This window comes from Lentzea sp. (assembly GCF_035525475.1).
Classification (GTDB): Bacteria; Actinomycetota; Actinomycetes; order Mycobacteriales; family Pseudonocardiaceae; genus Lentzea.
Genome location: NZ_DATLEC010000206.1, coordinates 1 through 17,695, shown reverse-complemented (window position 1 = coordinate 17,695; position 17,695 = coordinate 1). Strand labels below are relative to the sequence as shown.

Genomic DNA, 17,695 nt, shown 5'->3' with positions numbered 1-17,695 from the left:
CGAATACCGCCGACGATTCGGGTGATGCCGGGAACGTGAATGCAGTCGGCGGTCCGAATGCTGTTGACGGGCTGGGCGCCGGTGGCTTGATCGAATCCGATGCCGTCCAGGGTCCGGGTGCGGACGCGGGTCCGGATTCCGTTGGTGGTTCGAGTACGGGCGGGTCGGTGGGTTCGGATACCGCTCGCGGTTCGGACACCTTCGGCGGTCCGGGCATCGGCGACGGTGTGGTTGCCGGCGAAGGATCGGGTATCAACGGATCCAACCCAGCAGGAGATCCAGACCCGGACAACCTCGTCTCAGCGACGCCATCGTCCTCTGTGGCACCGCAGTCGACATCCACACCGCCTCCGACACCGCTGACAGCGACCCCCACGACGTCGACCAGCGCACCGGCGACCCCCACCGCGTCGGGCAGCACAACGGTGTCGAGCACCGCGTCGGTGGACACGGCCGCGAACGTGTCGACGACTGCGGCTTTCGCCACCACACCCACCCTGGTCACGTTGTCAACTCATCAGAACAACGACCCGATGGCCACCTACTTCTCCACGAGCCAGAACACCGGACCGACCACGCAGGCGCCTTGGGAAGCCTTGTCGCCAACCGGTTCGGTCACGAACCAAGCCTCGCTGCCGCCTGGGTCAGAAGAACCTGAACTCACGCCTCAGAACAACAGCACCGCCTCGGCGGTCGTTCCTCCCGCTCCGGCGCCCCCACCCACAGCACCGACCTTCCTCAGCGCGACGAACACGACACCCAGCACCACGCCGTCGCCAGTGGCCGAGCACCGGATGTCACCCAAGGGAACGCGGCCACCCACGGAGGTGGCAGGGCCTGCGTGGGACACCGGGTCCAACTTCGTCACCGAACCGGCGGCGGCCGACACCGAGACAGGTGCACCCCCGAACGTCACAACCGGATCGGTTGCGTTCCCTGCGCCCGCTGAGAGCAAGGCGGGTGCAGACAACGAGGTGGCTGCCGTCGAGCTGTCTGTTCCGGACGCCATTCCTGCTGAGAGGTACGAAGCGACCGACACATTGGCGGGTGCAGGCACCGAGGATGCGTTGGCGCTACCTGGAAACTGCGGCGGTCCGCTCCAGTCGGGACATCCAGTCACCGACGTCGGTGTCGAGCTGGAAACCGAGACCGTCGAGAATTCCTCCGGCTCGTCGTCCGCGGGGACCGTCGAGGCGCCTCCCGCCGGACCGGACACGCCAACCGCGGCCATCGGCCCCGAGTTCGAGACGCACGTCGAGTTCCCAGATGAGACTTCGGCGACCACGGCCGAGGAGGACGGGCCAGCCTCCGAGGAGCGGTCCGGCCTGCCTGCCATCCGGGCTCCGCACGGTGTCGGACAGGGCCGCGGACGTGTGGAACTCGACTCCGCGGCGTTGACTCAGCTCACCGCAGAGGTCAAGCGGGCACTCGGCACCCGCGAGCGATCGCTGCACGCACGCCCCACCAAGCGCGCACGATGGGCGCGGCTGAAGGCGTCGTTCGAGCACGCCATGCCGTGGAGCTCGCGGGACGAACCCGTCCCGGCTCCCATCAAGGAATTCAACGACGCCGCGGTCGACCAGATCCTGGGCATCGCCACCGAAGACGGTCAACGCAGTGTCATCGAGCGAATCCTGGAGGGTGGCATCGAGGTGCCGGTCCGGGTGATGACGCCGGTTGGCGAGGTGGTGCAGAACGTCGTCGTGCACGGCACTCTCGGCGCGGGCGATCACCAGCGGTCCTCGGTGGGACCGGTCCCGGCCAGACCGGCCATACGGCCGAGCTTCTGGGATTCGCCGTTCCAGTACTTCAGCTCGTCAGGCCACCCGGACACCACCCCGGCCGTTCTGCCAGGTGGCCAGCCGACCGCCGCCCAACTCGGTGCGGCCGCTTCCGCGGCGCTGACCGGTGACACCGGCCCGGAGCGCAGCAGCGTCGTGGACCTCCACGACATCACCGTGGCCGAGTCGGACCCGGCCGCCTGGCCAGAGCGGAAGACCGGGGTCGATGTCCCTGCCCTGGACGGCGCGCCGGCCCCTCCGGCGATACCTTCCGGGCCTGGGACTCAGACCTCCCTGGCAACGGGGTCCCGCCAGCACCCGGCCGGCACCACGGCCGACGACCCCGCATCCCCGCTCGTGGACCACAGCACGACCACCGTCAGCCATCTCGGTGAGCAGCTCGCCTCGGGTCCGCCGGTCTCCCCTTCCGCTGTCTCACCACGCCTGCCGAAACTGAACCTCGGCAAGCCGTTCGTCGAGGAGCTCTTCGACCAGATCGATGCCAAGACGTCCACCGCACCGCGCCCGGTGGACCTGCGCGATTCGGTGCACTGGCGGACTCCCGACGACACCGGGCCCCTCACCCCGGACCGGCTCGAGCAGGAGTTCGGTGTCCCGAAGATCAACCAGGAGCGGTTCCAGAACTTCGTCGACAGGTTCAACGTCGTGCTGGACGTCCGTCCGATGAACCCGGAGTCCGTTCGCTGGCTCTACGACGGCGCGATGCCGAAGCCCAAGGACCTCAAGGCCAAGACCATCAACCAGACCGATGTGCTGCTCGGCGCCGACCCGAAGCACACCGGACTCGTCGGGTTCTTCCAGCCGAACCCTCCTGCGGAGCTCCCCGGCATCGACCCGGCGCTCCAGGAGAAGGTCGCCAAGCGCTTCGAGGAGCGGACCGCCGAGTTCGCCGAACTGATCGGCACGATGCAGGAGTACGAACAAGACGGGAAGTTCAAGGTCGTCGACGGTGTCGTCTACGGCGCGAACTCGCGGGGCGACTTCATCTGGGTGGCCGGCGACGCCGACATGTACGGCATGTACGACACCGACGGCAACAGGCTCGGCGCGGAAGACTACGAGAGCATGGTCTTCCTGTTGACCAACCGCAACGTGGGAGTCCAGCACGGCGCACACCTCTACTGGGATCCCGTCACCGACTTCGACCGGAAGATCTTCGACACCGTCGTCGCGAAGCACGTGTCCGACGAACCGCTGGTCCGGTTCAACCCGGGTCAGCCACCGGCTCTCGTGCTCGCCGAACCGATTCCCGCACGTGTCGGTGCGAACAGCGAGGCCACTCCGCCGGCGTCCGGGGCAACGCCCACGCCGGGTGATGTCCAGTCGCCGGACATCGACGCCGGGACGGAGATCGACGCCGCGGTGGTCGCCGAGATCAAGCCCCGGGTCGCCGACCTGACCGCCGACGCGGTGCGGAACGCCGGCGAGAAGGTGGGGGAAGTCGAGGCGGCGCTGGAGAACAACCCGGGCAAGTTCGTCGACCGCGAGCACTTCCTGCACGACCTCCACCTCACGATCAGCGTCAAGCCCGGCGACTGGCACTTCACCACGACGCTGCCCGGCGTGGTGGCGTCCGTGGTACCGCGCACCGAGACGTTCACCGACCAGCCGCCGATCGGTGCGGTCCTCAACCGCAAGCCGGGATCGCTGCGCCGCGAGCGGGAGCGGGACGGTGCGACCGAGCCGCAGGACGACACCACCATCACCGCACGCCCTTTCGCCGCCGTGGAGCTGCACAAGACCCTGGTGAAGCTGTTCCACCCCGTCGATCCACCCGGTCCGAACGGTAAAGCGCGCCCGTCCATGCGGAGGGCGGCCATCGAGCAGGTCGTGGCAGCAACCGATCGGGCGTCGTTGGAGCACCACCTCCCCGAAGCCATGTCCGCTGACGGTTACCGGATCAAGGTCCGGGGTGGGCCGGTGGCGGCAGTGACGATCAAGCTCGACCTGCACGACCGGGAGCTGCTCCGGACCACCGAGGGCGCCACCCCGGCCGAGCGTCGCCACCTCGTCCGCGCCAGGCCGTCCTGGGACGTCACGCCGACCTACCGCGGCAAGACCGACAACCGGATCTGGTCCTCGCCACTGCGCAGCGCGCACGACGGGCCGATCGTGCTCGAGGTCGATGACAACGGCCTCGCGGACCTCGGCCTCGGCTCGCGTCCCGCGCCCGTCGTGGTGCACGGCTCGGAGGCGACTCACACGCCCGGCGGTCTCGAAACCGTCGCAGAGCAGGACGAGAACGATCCGAGCCAAGAGCAGTCGACCGGAGGGGCGATCCAGCCGAAGCGCGGCGAACCGGGGCTGCCTGACGAGGTCCGCGAGAAACTGCCGGACTACCTGGTCGACAGTCTCGGCATGGGCGAGTCGCAGCAGCATTCGCAGGTCACGATCGACGAGTCCGCAGTGGACCGTGCCCTGGTCGACCTGCTCCCGGCAGCCCCCACGGTATTGGCACGCCGCCGGAGCCACCCTCACGGTGCCAGGATCCGCCGGCGCCGCCATGAGGTCCAAGGACTCGAGCGCGTCAAGCGGGAGATGAAGAGCAACGTCTCCGCCCTGCTCGCCGACGGCCGTCGCTTCCCGATCAAGTCCGGCGGCAGGTCCTACGAGCTGGTCGTGAAGGCCAAGCTGCACTGGGACGGTGACGCCGAGATCGCGAATGGCAAAGCACACTGGGCTTTCGCGCCGCCGACCAAGTACCGCCGCTACAGCAGCGCGCACGCGCACTCGGCGAGCGAACCTTCGTTCGTCCTTCCCGTCACGGTCTCCGCCGTGCCCGGGATGATCGTCAACGTCACGCCGTCGTTCACCACGAACGTCGCCGAGTCCCAGGACCGCGACGTCCGCGCGGAGTACAAGAGAGCGGCACTGGTCCCCGACTTCAACGCGCACAACATCAACGCCCACGTCTCGTACTCGTTCGAACTGCTCGACGCCGACGAGGATTCCGTTGGCAGGATCGACCACCACGAGCGGCCGGGACTGGACGGCGACTTCGTCCTCGGCAGGCCCGCCGGACCGCGGTCGAACGAGGGCCAGGGCATGCGTGACCTGGAGCAGGCGCCGCCGAAGAGCTTCGTGCTGGAAGAACTGGTCGTCGACACCCCGGAGAAGGCCTCCTTCTTCGAGCAGGTCGCCCGGCAGCTCCCGGAGCACCTGACCAAGGTCGGGTCGCACGGGCGCCGGGTGCTGACCGAGTTCCTGCACAGGTCCAACATCGGCAGCAATCTGCCCGGCATGATCGTGTTCCACCCGGACGAGAACCCCGACTCCGGGTGGAAGCGGTCCGAGCCACTCGTCGTCGGCCCGGTGACGAGCCCGATCGACCTGATCCGCAACGGCAACATGGTCGAGATGCGTGCGGTCGCCCGCCAGGTCGAAGTCGTCGAGACGTTCGACGGCATGTACTACCTCGACTGGGACAGCGCCACGGTCGCGCGCACCGACACGATGTCCGCCCGTCGTCGAGGTGGGATGGGCGGGTTGATCGCGGCCGCCCAGCGTGCGGGGGCCTTCGTACTGGCGCTGGGTGTGGTGTTCGACTTCAGCCACTCCCGCGAGCGCTCCAGCCGGTCCGCGCGCGAGACCGCGATCCGCAACGGGCACCTTTTCAACGGCAAGCTCGTGCGCTACAAGACGGTCTACGAACTCCAGGTCCGCACGCTCGGCCACCCGCCGATCACGCTGCAAGGTGACCTGACCGGTATCCAGTGGACTTCGCAGGAACGAGCGCTTGCCGCGGGGCTGTCGCCCACCGGTGACGAGACGGCTTTCGCACCGGCTTACCGGGAAGGCGGCGACCGCACGCACTTCGGTCCTGACCACCTGGAGTCCGGGCTGTCCGTCGCCGGTGCCAAAGTCGAGATGTTCTCGAATTCGGACCGTATCTACGCCGCCATCGCGGACACGCTGCGCAAGGTGCCGGGTCGCAGGTGGTACCACTTCAGCTCGCCGATGTTCATCAGGCACTTCGACGACCCGGCCATGGCAGCGGGGTTGGAGTCCCTGGTCAACGACGTCGCCAGGCGGCAGCACTCAGCGAAGAACCGGCTGTCGGACAAGCAGCTCATGCATCTCGTCGACCGGATGCTCGGGCCAGGCCTGGTGATTCCCCTGGTCAAGCAGGGCATCTTCCACGACTACGTGGTCACCGTGCGGATCAAAGCCACCATGACCGATCTCGCCGACGGCGACGTCCAACTCGACGTGGCCAAGTCCACGACGGAAACCAGGGTCAAGGACAAGAACGCCCACACGTACGGCACCGCCAAGTCGACGACGGTGTCGGCCGGCCTGCAAGGGCGCCTCACCGCGGGCCTCAAGTCGATGGCGAACGTGTTCATCCTGACGGCCAGGGCGGGGCGCACCTGGTCGAAGGCGAACAGCGTTGCCGCCGACTCCGGCAAGGTCACCGCGCGGAAGCACGGTCCGACGCTCACCGAGGCCGGTGCGCTGGGGAACCTGCCGATGCGGCACTTCAAGGCCGACCTGACCCTCACACCGACGGTCAAGACCTACAACCGGCTCAGCAAGCAAGTTCGCATGATCACCTTGGGCACACGCGGCAGGTCGGCACCCGCCATGACCCCGATCGTGCTGAACGGCGAGTGGAAGGGCCTCGGCGACGGTGCCAGCCAGAGCGTGCCCGTGCACCTGCTCGTGCCGGAGCACCTGGTCACCACCACCCCACCCGCACCCGTCGTGGTGGCGCCGACGACGCCGACAGCGCTGCCTGACGGCACACTGATCGAAACCCTGACGCCCGCGGACCGATTCCTCGAAGGTGCGGACGTGCTGTCCTTCGCCGGCACCGAGCACCTGGTGAAATCCGTACAGGACGTGCTGGTCCGCGTCGCGGAAGACCCGGTGTTCGCGGTCGACGACGGCGAGAACTCGGAGCTGATCTCCGAGCAGTTCTCCCCGGACAACCTCCGCAAAGATCCACGCCTGTTCGGCAAGCACTACGTCGAGGGCCTGCACTACAGCCGCCGCCGGGCCGACATCCACGGCCGGGTCGGTGTCTCGCTCACGCCGGTGAAGCCGACCCGCCTGGACCCCACCGAGTTCCAGCGCACCGAGAAGACCACCGTCGGCGGCACCGCGGTCGACCTGACCGGCGGTTCGGTCACGTCGGTCGACGTCACCGGCACCAACGTGATGCTCCCCAGCGGTCCGGTCACGTCCGAGACCGGGAACGTTCGGGGTTCGCCGTACGGCGTCGTCGGCACCTCGGTCTCGCCGTGGGGCGGCCGCTGGGGCAAGAAGCGCTCCCACCTGCTGCACGCCACCGAAAAGGGCTACTTCACCGGCAGCCCGGAGAGGAAGGTGCTGATCAAGGTCGGCGTCCAGGTCGAGGTCGTCGCCGAGACGCAGCTGCGCGGCAACATCGACTCGATGGAACTGCTCAAGCGCAAGCCGGTCCGGTCGGCGGGCGAGCGGTTCGTGCTTCCCGACGCCGTGATGATGTGGGTGACCGAGGAACAACTGGCCAGGCTGGAACAGCAGGACCGCGACCGCGAGGCGGCCAACCCGGCCAACCCGGCCGCCGTGGTCGAGGAGACCGCCGTCGCTGAGGAGACGGCGGCCACGCCCGGCGATCACGACCTGCCCGCGGCCGAGTCGCTCGACCCCGGCGCCACCACGTCGCTCGGCATCGGTGTGGTCGACGGTCCTGTCGACCTCAGCGATGTCATCGCCGACCTGCGTGCCGAGATCGCCGTGACCCTCGGTCACGACAAGGCCCTCGAACTGCTGCCGATGACCTCGTTCGAGGGAGGGCACGACAACACCAGGACCGTTGCCGACCACCTGGCCAACGTCGAGAGATCGTTCAACGCCCTGATGAACGGCGGCGTCAGCACTCCCATCCGGCTGGAACACCGGTTCAGCGGCGAAACCTACGTGCTGTCGGTGAGCGCCGAGTGGGAGAACGCACCGACCAAGGGGAGCGTCGAGGTCGTCCGCAAGCTCGCCACCCGCAGCGTGCTCTCCGGTTCACGGCTCACCGAGGACATGAACAGCCACACCGTCGGCACCTTCTCCGTCGCGGCGCGAGCCCATGGACACATGCGGGAGGTCACCGAGGCATCGTCGCAACCGAACGCCGGCTCGAAGCCGGCGAGCTCCGGCGCGCTCGGACTCGGCCTGCAAGGCCAGTTCACACCCTTGTCGCGCAGTCACGCCATCACCCACTCGGTGTCGGAGGACCACGAGTCGTACGCGGCCATCCGCGGTCCTGTCGGCTCCTACTCCGGCGATCTGCGCATCGTCGTGAAGGTCGAGCGGAAGCTGGGCTTCGACCCCGACACGAAACAGGAGACCGCGGGCACCGTCGTCGCGGAGCTGGAACGGGTGCGGCCGGTCAAGATCCGCAAGATGGCCGAGGAGACCCTGCTTCCCAGGTTCGACGGCGCCAAGGGGCTCGGCACGGAGCACGAAACCACGGCCAAACCGAAGTACGAGGGCAGCGGATCCAGGCTCGCGGCGTGGCGGACAGCCCTTACCGACGGGGTGAAGCTCCCGAACCCCGGCGACTACGAGATCGAGCACTACCTGGGCAAGGCCGCCAGCCTGCGACACGCCGCGGCACTGGCGCTGCACGAGTCCGGCGCGACTGTCGACACCGCGACCACGCTGGCACTGCGGGCCGCGATCACGCCGGCGGCGCTGAAGGCCGGTCTCCCCGCCATGGTCGAGGGCCAGTTCAGCATTCCGCTGCCGCCGGGACTGAACCGCGACCTCGAGATCCACGCCAGGCTGAAGCCACGACCACAGCTCGCCTCCGCCAGCGGGCGCGTCGAGATGGACAGCTCGACGTCGGAGACCGAGAAGGGATCCGTACTGGTCGTGTCCGGCAGCGGTTACCAGACCTCGCTGCTCGCGCCGGTCGTCAACGCGGGAACCGAGACCGCAGCCGGCCAGCAGCAGTTCGCCGCCGCCCAGGTCATGACGCTGCACGAGACGCCACTCACCAAGACCCGGCCGGACATGATGGTGAAGGCGTCGGCCGACCTGTTCGACAGCAGCGGCCGCGAACCGGGTGCGAGTCATCGCACCACGCATCCCGACCTGACCACCCGCGGCCTGCTGAACGATGTCGAGTTCAGGATCGTGGCGCGCAAGGCGACGGCCGATCCCGACTCCCCAGGCCGTTCCACAGGTGTCGTGGACTTCGCCGTCGACAACGGCTACCTGGTGCGAATGCGCGACGCGGCAGCGGAGAAGGTGGCGGGCAAGCTGCCCGAGCCGCTCCTCGAGGCCGTCACCGGCCTGGCCACCGCGAGCCAGACGTGGACCGACGCGGTCGGAGTGCTCGACGGAGCGATGGCGAACAATCCCGAGGCCGCGCTGTCCGAGGAGTTGCACGCCGTCCAGGAGGCCGAGGCCGCGTGGTGGGCCGCGCGACGCGAGTACCTCGACCAGTTGGCGCTCGCACAGGCGCTGGAGCGGATCACCGCCGAGGACCTGGCGAGGGCCCAGCCGTCACCCGAGGTGGAGCTGGGTGTGGTCCGCCCGGTCGCCGCACCCCCGTTCCTCGCGGATGTCGACCAGAACGCGCTCGACGCGGGCCAAGGCCTCGATCTGCTGCGGTCGCTCGACCTCACCGGTGCCACACCGGAAGCCCTCACCCCGACCGCTCAGCCGGGATCGGTCCTCACCGGGTCCGGCCGAGCGCTGCCGAAGGTGGTCCACGTGCCCTTGCTCGGCGGCCCGGTGACCGACGACGCGACGTGGGCCAACCTGGCCGCCACCGCCAAGACCGCGCTGGCCGAAGGCTGGACGCCGGTCCTGTGGACCGACGTGCCGCGCGACATGGTCGTAGCCGCCCGAGCCGGTGGGCGAGACCTCGACGGAGTGCGCCGGTTCGAGCAACTGGCGGTGCAGCACGGTTTCGTGGTCGTCAACGCCGACGAGGTGTTCAACCGCGAGGCCCCGATGGCCGAGCAGGACGTGTTCGCCGCAGCCATGGACAACGAGACCGACAGCACCCTCGACGTGGCCCGCGCGGTGCTCGGCGCCGAGCTCCTCACCCGGTTCGGCGGCGTGGTGGCGCCCGCCGAGTACGTCGTCGACAGCACCGCCGACTTCGGTTCCGTCCTCAGTGGTGAGCACGGCTTCGCGCTCGGCTCCGAGCCGACCTCCACCGCGCCGCCGGTGCTCGTCGCGCCCAAGGGCGCCGACTTCGCCTCCCGGTACGGGACAGCGCTGCGCCGGCACGTCGGCCGCGTCACCGCTGACAGCGCCCGCGGCGTCGGGGAGGTGGCCCACCGCACCGCGGGTGACAGCGGCCCCGCGGTGGCCGGCGTCCGGCACGACGCGCCGCCTGTTCCGGCGGCCGTCACGCCCGACGAGGTGGCGATGGCCGAGATCGTCGACCAGGTCACCGAAACACTCGTCCGCGGCCTGCGCTCGCGTGGCGATCTGGACTTCGCCGGAGTCGACCGGATACTGCGCGACCACCCGCGCGGCGAGGTCGTCCTGGAAGCGGCGGTAGCCGCCATCGCCGCCCGTCCTGCCTGGCGCGCGCTGCTGAAGACGATCACGCGGCCCGTGCTGGGCGAGGGCATGCGCAGCGTGTCAGCCGATGCCGAGAAGTGGCTGGCCGTCGGCACCGCGGGTGTTGTCGCCGACCGTGGTGTGCGTACCCCGGCCGCGTTCCACCCGGACCGTGCGCTGGACGGGCTCGTCCTGGACGCGCCCGCCGTCGAGAACGAGCCGAGCGTTGAAGACGCAGCCGCCGAGATCGCGTTGACGTTCCAGCAGAACCCGGACCTCACCAGGGAAACCACGGCTTCGCAGGGGCAGTCACTGCTCGACCGGCGCAGCCCGCCGCACGACTCGGACACCGTGTTCGCGCTCGTTCGCGAGGCCCTGTACGCACTGCGGCCCGGGCTGGCAAACGGCGTGCTGACGCTCGACCTCATCGCCGGCATCGCCGCCCGGCACCACACTCCCGCCATCGTGTGGCGTGCGGCGGTGCTGAGCATCGTCAGCGATCCCGCGTTGAACGGCACTCCGCTGTCCGTGGTTTTGCCTGGGCCGCTGACGGACATCGCCGTCGACGACCCGATCAACGCCGCGCTGGACCTCTTCGAGTTCGGCGACCACGAGGCTGATCGGAACGGCTATTCCGTGACGGTCGTCCGCGAGCTGGAGACCGCCCCGCAGGTACCCGGCACGCAGGTGTTCAAGGTGTTCGCGTTCGACGGCGACACGACCCGGCTGACCGCGGAGTCCCAGGAAGCGCTGGAGGACTGGGCGGCGTACCTGGCGCGGGCCGTGTTGGCGCGGCACGAACGCGGCGCGCGCATGCCGTCGGTGACAGTCGAGGGCGGCAAGGACCTCGGGCCCTCTCGCCGCGCCGCCGTGGCCGCGCTGCTGAGCGTGGCGCTGGACCGGCAGCTCGCACTGGCGCAGGCGGGTGTCGACCCGAGCCAGCGGATCGGTCGCGGTGACGTGGACCTGTCGATCGTCGCCACCCCGGACCACAAGACCCGCACATCGCGGGTGATCGTCACCGTCGACGGCACCGCACCGAGCGCACCCGTCGTCCCACCGGTCGTCCAGCACGACCCGGAACCCGGGGTCGTGCTGAACCGGGACCCGGCCCAGCCCGATCTCACCGCGCAGCGCCAAGGGTTCCCGGCCACGCCCCAAGCGGCGTGGGACGCCTACCAGGCCGCCCTCGCCGACTTGCGCGCTGCCTACGGGTTGGGCTTGCCGACAGGCATGACTCCGAGGCTGTCCGACGCCAAGCGGCGGTTCCAGCGGGCTGACGCCGAGAGCAGGCAGTGGGGCTTCCACGAGACAGACGCCGTCGACGTGCAGCAAAACGTCGAGACGGAGGCGATCGCCACTGGGGTGATCGACGTGCTGACGCCCGACGGCACTCGCCTGCTGATCACCGACATGGCCGCCGTGGCAGAGGACTACGACGCCGCACTGGACGTGCTGAACACGCTGGAAGACGACCGAGCGAGCGCTTTGGTGCGCGAAGCGGCCGAGATCGTCGACCGGACCCATCAGCCCCCGGTAGCCGACCAGGCCGTCGAGTCGCCGTCGGAAAGTGCTTACCGCCAGGTGCACGGCTGGATCGTGCACGCGGTGGCAGCGCGGCTGCACGCCGAGCAGCAGGGCGACCCGGACGTGCGAACTGCCGCCGTGCGCTACGCGGAGTCGATGGCACGACGGCTTGGCAACCAGCGGGGTGAAGCCGGCTCACCGCTGCCGGTGGCCGGCCCGGTCCCCCTGCCACAACACGCGCTGGTCGCCGCCAACGACTCCGCCGAGCAGGGGGTGCCGACCTCGGATCCGAGAGCGGCCGAGCTGACCGGGCACGCTTCGGAGAACGAGGTCCGGGCCAGCGCAAGGGGCGTGGTCGACCAGGCAGGTGTCGTGGAGGCGGTGCTGCTGCGCTCAGGCATCGCACCCACGGTCGCCGCACTGGTGTTGAACGACGTCGTGACGACCATCGACGGACAGGGCGTCGAGGCCGCCCGGAACACGGCGGCCGGACTCGTCGCTGTGATCGAGCTGGCTCACCTCTACGGCGTGCTGGAAGCCCTGCGGGGCGACGACCACGCCGAGGTGCGCGCAGGCGTGCTGTACGACGTGCTCGACGCACTGGCCCACGAGTCGATGGCGAACGGTTCTGATGCCGCAGCCGACCTGGCGAGCCGATTCGATCGCACGCTGGAGCTCCTCGCCCGGCGAGATGTCCTCGAGCGCGAGCTCGGCGCAGGTGACCGCGCGCACCTGACCGAGCTGGTGCTCGACATCGCTGAGCGGATCGACACCGACTCGCAGGGCGTGGAACAGAGGTTGTGAAGAGCCGTTCGGCGAGGAGGTCGCCAAACGGACCGGCGACGAACGGGAGGCCACGGTGGTGTTCCGGAAGCTGGGTGACCAGAGCCGAGAGTTCCCGTGGACGACGAGAACGGGAAGAGATGAGCGCACCGAACAAGACGGGGGACCAGTGAGCCTTGCTGGCCGATCCCGGCGCTCCTCCGTCCATCCGGCTTGTCGGCGGCGTGTTCGCCCGCAACGTCGAGGCCTCGCTCACCTGAGTTCTTCGTCTTCAGTCCGCGCCGGCATGGGAGTGCAGGACGTGCCGCGCGGCAGCAGGGAGCCCGTGACGACGTGGAGGGCGACCACCGCGACCGCGAAGGTCGCCGGTTCGTCCGGGCCACGTCCACAGCCCGCCAATTCGTCCGGCGAACAGAAGTGCGCCGTCTCAGCAGGACTGGGCAGCATGTCCGGGCACGACGACAGCCCGGCACATCACGTCTGCGACGGAGACGGGGCGGGCGGCACGGGCGGTGGCCGGGAGCTGTCGGAGGTGACGTTCTTCGGCTTGGCCGGGATCTCGGCTGTCGCGGGAACACGGATCCGGGGACAGGCATGGGTTCTCACCGGTGTCACGCGGCGAGGACCGGCTGCTAGGGATGGATGATCGCGACGCGCGCCGGGCCGGTGACGTCGGCGACCGTGGGGTGGACGCCGGTGAGCCTGCGGAGTAGTTCGAGGTCGTTGAGGAGGTTCCCGTATATGTCGGACGCCAACGGGTCGTCGATGCCCATCTCCGCGAGGGCCTCCGCGAGCACCTCGGCGGCCTCGCCTTCGGCCGGGCTGGGGGCCCGCTCCCCCAGTCCGGCGATCACCACGCCGTCGCGGCTGACGACGAAGTCGATGTCGGCGTCGCAGTCGGCGTTGCCGTACGACGAGACGGCGAAAGTGCCTGCGGACAGGTCCGGGCGGTCGACGCCCTTGTAGCCATGCTTCTCCACCAGCATGGTGTGCGGGCCGAAGGCGAACGCGGCCACGACGTGGTCGCCGTAGGGGACCTTCCCGCGCATTTCCGACCAAGTAGTGGTGCTGATCTCCGTCGCTCCGAAGCGGCGCAGCGCCTCGTCCGGGGTGACGTCGTGGATCACGGTGACGCAGTAGAAGTCGTTCATGCCGAGGCCCTTGGTCATCCACGGTTCGGGATCGTCGTCGTAGTCATCAGCGGGAGCGGGCTTCGAGGAGGGCTGGTAGCCCTCCTCCTCGGAAAAGGGCCGGTACCACTCCTCCGGGGAAGGCTGATAGCCCTCGGGGAAGAAACCCTTTTGTTCCACCCACACGACCACGTCCCGCTCGTCCACGAGCACGAGCCTCCAATCCGACCGACCACCGTCGGTGAGGAATCGCCACGTCAGCGAAGTGCCCGGCAGGTCGAGCGCGCGCGCTTCGTCCGCAAATATGTAAGCCGTCAGCCCTCCGCCGACTCCGAGCACGATGTCGTGGTCGAGGCCGCCGTCCGGGCGGCGGGTCACCGTGCGCTTCCCGTCATCCGACCTCAGGAAGAAGGCACCGTCGATCGCCGACACGGGAGCGCTGTCGCCCAACGACTCCACTGGATCAGACTCGCCATGCATGTTGAACCCCCGAAGGATCGTCCGAAATGATGCGCCGAACCTAGCGACCGGACCAGCGCGCGCGAAGACGCGCGGCGCAGGTGCGGCCGAACGGGAGGCCATTGTTGCCTTAAGAACTTCTAACGGAATGATTTTGAATGTGACTTGATCTTGTCGGATTGATGGTTGTCCGGCAGGAGGTTGGCGTGGCGCAGCGCAGGTCGTGGGAGGTCGAAGACGGGCTGTGGGAGCTGATCGAGCCTCTGTCGCCGACGCTCTCCACGCCGACCGCGCCTACGACTACGATCGCAAACTGGTTCGCGCCAAAGGCATTCAACGCAGTTCGCCCGCAGAGGCGTAGAGCACGGCTCCGGCCTGAGTGTCTACCGATGGGTCGTCGAACAAGCCTTCGCACTACTGCATTGGTTCCGACGATTGCGTGTCCGCTGGGAGGTCCGCGACGACATCCATGAAGCCTTCGTCAGCATCGCTTGCAGCATCACGTGCCGGCGCCGACTCAAGATCAATTCATTGTGCCAGGACTGCTAACGGCGGTCACCAGCGGCAGGCGGTCGTGGTTCACCACACTCACCCCGGCCACGTCCCCTGCCCGCACCATCGCGGAGCCGGCCAACGTGACTTCGCCGTCGTGCGCCCTCCACGAGCCGGCGGTGAACGTTCGTCCGTCCTTCGTGTGCACGACCAGCCAGCAGGCTTCCCCGTCCCGCATCCCGTCGACCGTCGCGACCAGCTTCAAGGCACCTTCGGCGTCGGTGACCTGTACGGCCAGGCGCGCACCCGTCGGCGAGGTCCCCTGCAGGAGCGCGTCGGCGTTCCCGGTGTCACCGACCCCCATGCCCTGACCCATCCAGACGCCCCCGGCGAGCACTCCGGCGACCGCAAGCGTCGACAACAGGGCCGTGATGCTCCGTCGGCGGCGCGCGGCCTGATGTCTCTCTTCACGGACCGTGCCCAGCGTGCGCTGGAGCAGGCGGTCCATGTCCGGTGGAGGCCCGTCGAGCGCGGCCTTCGGTGGCAGTTCTTCCATCAACATGTCGTCTCGTTCAACTCGTTGGCGCCCAGACCGTTCGGTGCCATGCGCTGGCGGACACGGCAATGGACACCGTCAGTGAGCGTCACCCGCGCACGGACCGACTCGGCAGGCTTGTCGTGGAGGCGTTGCTGCAGCGGGGTTTCACACCACGGGCCGGCCAGCTACTCGTCAGCTTCGAACCGAAGTGGACGGGCCTCGGAGACTTGGCGCTGCAGAAGCTCGGCGTGGAACTCGGCCGCTGTGAGGTCGCCACGTTCGACCGCGGCCATCAACTCGGTGGCTGCGGCGACCGCCGTCCTGAGTTCCAAAAGATCTTGCGCCGCTTGTGCTTCACCTGATCTGGCCAGATCTCGGCCCATTCTGTTCAACAGATCTTCGAGGTTTTTCGTCATCACAGTTCCGTTGGCGGTCGCTTGAGCAGCTTGATCGACGTCGAGTCACCACTCGGCGTCAGCTCGAGAGCGTTGCCACAGCCTCGACTCTGGCGATCTGCTCGGCGAGGTCGTGAAGCCAGTCGATGGTGGCCGCGCTGGGCTTGCCTTTGACGTTGCCGTCCTGATCGGCCACCACGACTATGGTGGTCAGAAAGCACCGAATCGAGCACGACCAGGCTGCGAGCTCGTGACGCGAGCGGAGTACGACAACACCGTCCGCAGTCGGTAAGGTGGAGCCCATCGTCCGCAAAGCCGCGGATACTTCGCGGAAGCACCGCTCCTCGCCAAAAGTGAGCACCCATTCCGGCTCGTGCTCGCCCAGCTCTGTCTGGAGGATCCTGATGATCCTGGCATCGTCGCTGCTGGCGACGGGCATGGGAACTGTGGCGCCGGCGACTGTCGTGACTGGTTCGTACGAGTCGGCTCGGCGGTCGAGAAGCGCGGCCAGTCCGGTGATGTAGCTGTTCAGCACGTCGATCTCGTGCCTGTTCAGCACAGCTACGTAGTCCGAGTCGCCGCAGCGGTCCCAGCCTATCATTCCATCCTCCCGCAAACGAACGCCCAGCTTGCCCTGAGCAAGTAGATCGCGTTGCGAAAAGATCTAGTGTGCCGCGGCTCCGGTTTGCCTTGAGTTCCGCAGACGTTGCCCTTTTGCCTCTGCCGGTGCTGTTCGCGCCGCAGGCGAAAGTGGTCAACGTCAGTGTAGGGGCGTTGCATTATCTGACGGCCGACTCGGTTGTGTGCGCCGTGCGAATGCGCAAGTGAGCGGGTTCGTGCGGCGCTCAGTGAATCAGCGAAGTCCGCGCGAACAGTCCACTATGGATGATGGGCCGTGCCGCACCGTCGTGTGCGGCATCGCGCCAGTGCAGCGGGAGACGAGGCGGATGGCGGTTCCCTCGTGGGCGAAGGGGCTTCCTGGCTCAATCGCGTTGAAGTGGTGTCGCCGAGCACCAGGTCCCGCGCCGTTCGGGCAGCCGGACCGTCCGAACGAACTTCCCCCACCGTCCAAGGAGACTGCACCTCCTACCATCCCTGGTCATGGCCAACGCCCTCGTGGTCGAAGACCACCCTGCGGTGCGGGGTGCGCTCGCACGCTCGCTGCTCAACCTCGGACACGCGGTGCGCGCCGTCAGCACAGCCGCCGCCGCGTCGTACGAACTACACGACAAGACCTTCGACCTCGTTCTGGTCGACCTGGGCCTGCCTGAGCGTCACTGCGTCTCCACACTCCGCCAAGTACGCGAAATCACCGACATCCCCATCCTTGTCGCCACCGCACGATCCGCCGAAGCTTGCGCCGTCTCCTCACTCAACGCGGGCGCCGACGACCATCTCGTCAAACCCATCTCCGACATCCACCTCGGCGCACGAGTCAACGCCCTGCTCCGACGGCACACCGGCACCACGCATCCGCCGCGCCCACCCGGCGAAGACATCGTCCAAATAGGAAAGCTCACAATCGACTTCGACCGACGACAAGCCACCGTCTCCGGTGCTCCCATCACCCTCACCCGTCGCGAGTACGACCTCCTCGCCTACCTTGCCCGCCACCTCGGCCGCGTCATCACCCGCCGCGAACTTCTCACCGGCGTCTGGGGTCACGACAGCGCCGACACCAGATCCCTCGACGTCCACTGCTCATGGCTACGACGCAAACTCGGCGAAACCGCGGCCAAGCCAGCCTACCTGCACACAATTCACGGAGTCGGCTACAAACTCACCGCACCGCCGCGCCAGTCGTAGTGGCTGGACTCCGAAACCTTCCGAGGAAGCGGGGGCCTCACCGAACGTCTCGCCGACGTCGACGGCTTGCGTTCACTTCGGCTTCCGTCCATTTCGGAGTGTGTGGGGCTTCGGTGTAGTGGCTGTGTCTGGGTGTGGGGGGTTTGTGGAGTGGCGGGTGCACACTTCGAGGCGGTAGCAAACTGCAGGAGGATGAGCAAGTGGACGTTCGGGTGGATTGCCCTCGGGTGGTCGTGTGTGCGACCGATTTGTTGACCCAGGGTG

At 68.3% G+C, this 17,695-nt stretch carries 7 protein-coding genes and 1 pseudogene; 2 read left to right on the top strand and 6 right to left on the bottom strand.

What is annotated here, in order from left to right; genetic code table 11:
• Positions 1–496, bottom strand: a pseudogene (locus tag VM306_RS31740) (hypothetical protein); the annotation flags it as partial.
• Between the two features lie 171 nt (positions 497–667).
• Entirely contained in the window at positions 668–805 is a 138-nt protein-coding gene (locus tag VM306_RS31735; RefSeq protein ID WP_325521441.1) for a hypothetical protein, read from the bottom strand.
• 262 nt (positions 806–1,067) lie between these two features.
• Between VM306_RS31735 and VM306_RS31730 the strand changes: the two genes are divergently transcribed.
• Entirely contained in the window at positions 1,068–12,632 is an 11,565-nt protein-coding gene (locus tag VM306_RS31730) for a hypothetical protein (RefSeq protein WP_325521440.1), read from the top strand.
• Positions 12,633–13,243: 611 nt separating this feature from the next.
• Here the strand turns inward: VM306_RS31730 and VM306_RS31725 are convergent.
• From VM306_RS31725 to VM306_RS31705, 4 genes are all read right to left on the bottom strand, one after another.
• On the bottom strand, positions 13,244–14,200 hold the full coding sequence (locus VM306_RS31725; RefSeq protein ID WP_325521439.1) for a DUF6461 domain-containing protein: 957 nt from the start codon (positions 14,198–14,200) through the stop codon (positions 13,244–13,246).
• A 523-nt stretch (positions 14,201–14,723) separates the two neighbouring features.
• Positions 14,724–15,254: a hypothetical protein gene (locus tag VM306_RS31715; protein WP_325521438.1), complete on the bottom strand. Its 531-nt coding sequence runs from the start codon at positions 15,252–15,254 to the stop codon at positions 14,724–14,726.
• A gap of 161 nt (positions 15,255–15,415) precedes the next feature.
• Positions 15,416–15,646: a hypothetical protein gene (locus VM306_RS31710; protein WP_325521437.1), complete on the bottom strand. Its 231-nt coding sequence runs from the start codon at positions 15,644–15,646 to the stop codon at positions 15,416–15,418.
• A 58-nt stretch (positions 15,647–15,704) separates the two neighbouring features.
• Entirely contained in the window at positions 15,705–16,226 is a 522-nt protein-coding gene (locus VM306_RS31705) for a hypothetical protein (protein WP_325521436.1), read from the bottom strand.
• Between the two features lie 500 nt (positions 16,227–16,726).
• Here VM306_RS31705 and VM306_RS31700 point away from each other — a divergent pair, with 500 nt between their 5' ends.
• Complete coding sequence (locus tag VM306_RS31700; RefSeq protein WP_325521435.1) at positions 16,727–17,431, top strand: response regulator transcription factor; 705 nt, start codon at positions 16,727–16,729, stop codon at positions 17,429–17,431.
• The last annotated feature ends 264 nt before the right edge of the window (positions 17,432–17,695 follow it).